This is a genomic window from Brenneria populi (genome assembly GCF_036016195.1).
Lineage (GTDB): Bacteria > Pseudomonadota > Gammaproteobacteria > Enterobacterales > Enterobacteriaceae > Brenneria > Brenneria populi.
In genome coordinates, this window is the sequence record NZ_JAYWTM010000059.1 from 1 (window position 1) to 2898 (window position 2898).

General features: G+C 52.9%; 4 protein-coding genes. 2 read left to right on the forward strand and 2 right to left on the reverse strand.

All coding sequences use genetic code 11. The features are described from left to right. Nucleotides 1-21: 21 nt before the first annotated feature. Complete coding sequence (locus VSX58_RS22345) at nt 22-1356, forward strand: tyrosine-type recombinase/integrase (RefSeq protein WP_407654916.1); 1335 nt, start codon at nt 22-24, stop codon at nt 1354-1356. On the opposite strand, the gene VSX58_RS22350 is transcribed toward VSX58_RS22345, so the two are convergent. Together VSX58_RS22350 and VSX58_RS22355 are read right to left on the reverse strand one after the other, a co-directional pair. Then, a complete protein-coding gene (locus tag VSX58_RS22350; RefSeq protein WP_129712291.1) occupies nt 1343-1597 on the reverse strand; it encodes a helix-turn-helix domain-containing protein in 255 nt (84 codons plus the stop codon). The two genes, VSX58_RS22345 and VSX58_RS22350, sit on opposite strands and share 14 nt — an antisense overlap. A gap of 86 nt (nt 1598-1683) precedes the next feature. Further along, a complete protein-coding gene (locus VSX58_RS22355; protein WP_327619974.1) occupies nt 1684-1941 on the reverse strand; it encodes a helix-turn-helix domain-containing protein in 258 nt (85 codons plus the stop codon). Between the two features lie 104 nt (nt 1942-2045). Here VSX58_RS22355 and VSX58_RS22360 point away from each other — a divergent pair, with 104 nt between their 5' ends. Beyond that, nucleotides 2046-2291 (forward strand): helix-turn-helix domain-containing protein, encoded by a 246-nt coding sequence (locus tag VSX58_RS22360; protein ID WP_327619975.1) that lies wholly within the window; start codon nt 2046-2048, stop codon nt 2289-2291. Nucleotides 2292-2898 lie beyond the last annotated feature (607 nt).

Consider the following 2898-nt stretch of genomic DNA (forward strand, 5'->3'; position numbering starts at 1 on the left):
GCACTGAAGGAGGCAACCCCTATGGCGTTAACTGATGCCGTCGCCCGGCAGGCCCGCACCACTGGCAAAGCCTATACTCTTAACGATACCGACGGGCTGTCATTGTTCGTGACCGGTAAAGGCGCGAAGAAATGGCACTTCCGCTTTTCGTTACAGGGTAAACAGCAGCGAATTTCGCTCGGTTCTTATCCCGCCTTCTCCCTGAAACAGGCGCGCCAGCAGCGCGACGAACTGCGTGCGCAGCTGGCTGCGGGTAACGATCCGCGTAGCTATCGGCAGCAGTGCAACGCTGCGGAGCAAAATACCTTTGATGCAGTGTTCCGCCAGTGGCGCGACTTCAAGGCGCTGAGTCTGGAGAGCGGACGACAAAGTACGCTGTCGCAGATCGATCGCATCTTCGCTAAAGACGTGCTGCCGTCGCTGGGTGGTCTGCCGATTTTCGATGTAGAGCCGTCGCATATTCTGGAAATTCTGCGCCGGATTGAGCGGCGGAGGGCATTTACCACCGCTGAGAAAGTAAGAACGTGGCTGAACCAACTGTTTCGCTATGCCAAAGTGGAAAAAGGCGTGCGCTACAATCCGGCCAGCGATCTGGATATTGTAGCCGCGCCCCGACCGCCTGTGACGCACAATCCCTTTTTGTGCATGGATGAGTTACCATCGTTTTTGCGCAAGCTGCGCGACTACAACGGGCAGGAGACAACCCAACAGGGCTTACGCCTGCTGTTGTTGACCGGCGTGCGTACCGGCGAGTTGCGCCTTGCTGAACCTGACCAGTTCGATCTTAAGCGTGGGCTGTGGATTATTCCACCCGCATCGGTCAAACAGTTGCAGGTCAGGATGCGCCGGGAAGGTAACAGCGTCCCGGCTTATGTGGTGCCGCTGCCGCGACAGGCCATCGACATCGTGAAAGCATTTTTAACGTTGCAGAAGCGACGACCGGCGCAACGCTACCTGCTTCCCAATTGCAACAATCTGCAAAAGCGCATCAGCGAAAATACGCTTAACAGCGCGCTGAAACGTATAGGTTATGCAGACCGACTAACCGGTCACGGCATCCGGGCGACGATCTCGACGGCGCTTAACGAACTCGGCTACCCGAAAGAGTGGATCGAAGTGCAATTATCCCATGCCGATCCTAATAAGATCCGCGCCGCTTATAACCATGCGGTTTACGTTGAGCAGCGGCGGATGATGATGCAGGAATGGGCCGACAGGTTGGATCGGTGGGAGGCCGGGGGAGCAGTGATGAATACCGCTGCGCCGCGAGGTGTCGGTGCGATCGGTATCGCGGCAAGCAGCTGGATGCAGCCTGTGGAAGGCGCGCCGTTGTTACGTGAAATTATTTTGCGCTAAGCGGCTTATGTTTCGCCGGGATCTTGCCAATGATGCTGATGGGATCGATCGAGAGCAAACGGGCAAGGTGGACAAATTCGACGATGTCTAACCGGCGCTCTCCGTTTTCGACCTTGGCGATAAACGACTGAGGGCGATCCAGCGCCTGAGCCAGGCTTTCCTGCGTGACCCCTTTCTCTATGCGTGCCTCGCGCAGCGCCTTGATAACGCGTTGATATTCATCGGAGTAAATGGAAGCCATCTGATCAATTCCGTTAGAAAGACCGGATTGACTATCAATGACGGATTGATTTATCCCAAAATAGGATTAACAGCATTGGCGGTTGATCAGGATTTATGTCTACTTAACTGTTTTTTATTAATTATTTTCTCTAAGACAGTGGCGATATCTATGGATAGCAGATGCGCGATACAGGCAAATTCCACAACATCCAGCCTGCGTTCACCATTTTCGACTTTGGCGATAAACGACTGTGGTCGGCCTAACGATTCGGCCAGACTTTGCTGGCTGATGCCTTTCCTGATTCTGGCTGCCCGAAGCGTTTTTATAACGCTTTGATATTCTTCTGAATAAATTGACGCCATTTCGTTAACCTTGACTGATATCCCAAAATCGAATATCAGTCATTTCATTAATTATCCCAAAACAGGATAATTAATGAAATTCGTTATGGAGAGGAGTTAGAGAGATGAATAAAAATGACTGGCATCCTGCTGATATCATTGCATCTTTGAGAAAGCAGGGAACAACGCTGGCTGCGGTTTCCAGAGAGGCGGGACTGGCCTCGTCCACGCTGGCGAATGCGTTGACGCGACACTGGCCGAAGGGTGAGCGCTTAATTGCTGATGCACTGAAAAAACAACCGGAAGAGATCTGGCCTTCCCGCTATCAGGATATCGGGCGTGGGCAGGGCGGAGAAGGGGAGATGGATTGAAAACCCACCCGGTGAAAATTTACAAAATTTTTTTCATACTGCTAGTGGATTTAGACGCTCCTTACTGGATTTCTATGGAATGGAAATCTAGTAAGGAGCCAACAAGCGTAGCGCGTTAGCCGCTTGATATACGGATTTTGGCGCTGTAGATTGTCCGTGTCACACCGCTGCTGCAAGCAGCACTCCCATGTTGCCACGACCTTCAAGGCAATGCGCAGGACCAACCTGTGTGGTCGACGCCCAACCCGCTCCGCTACCAGTTTGCGGGTGATCGCTGCGGCGATGGTAGCTACCTTATTTCAGCGCCTTAGTGCCATATCCTGCTTGTTCTTCGTGAAGCAACTGCTTTTTGCATACGCATTGATGCGTACAACACCCTTTATAGCTGGCGCAACCGTCTGTGGCCTTTTGCTGCCTCAGCGAATGCATCCATGAGGCAGCGGCGTCACTTCATACGGCTCAAAGCCGTTGCAAGTGACGCCGCGAACGATCTCTGCGCCAGCCCTTACGCCACAACGCTTTCCGGCGTGCCCTGTCATCTGACGCACATTTTCTGCGTCAATTCTCATCAACCCACTTATCAGAAGAGGACTGAACCGATACCTGA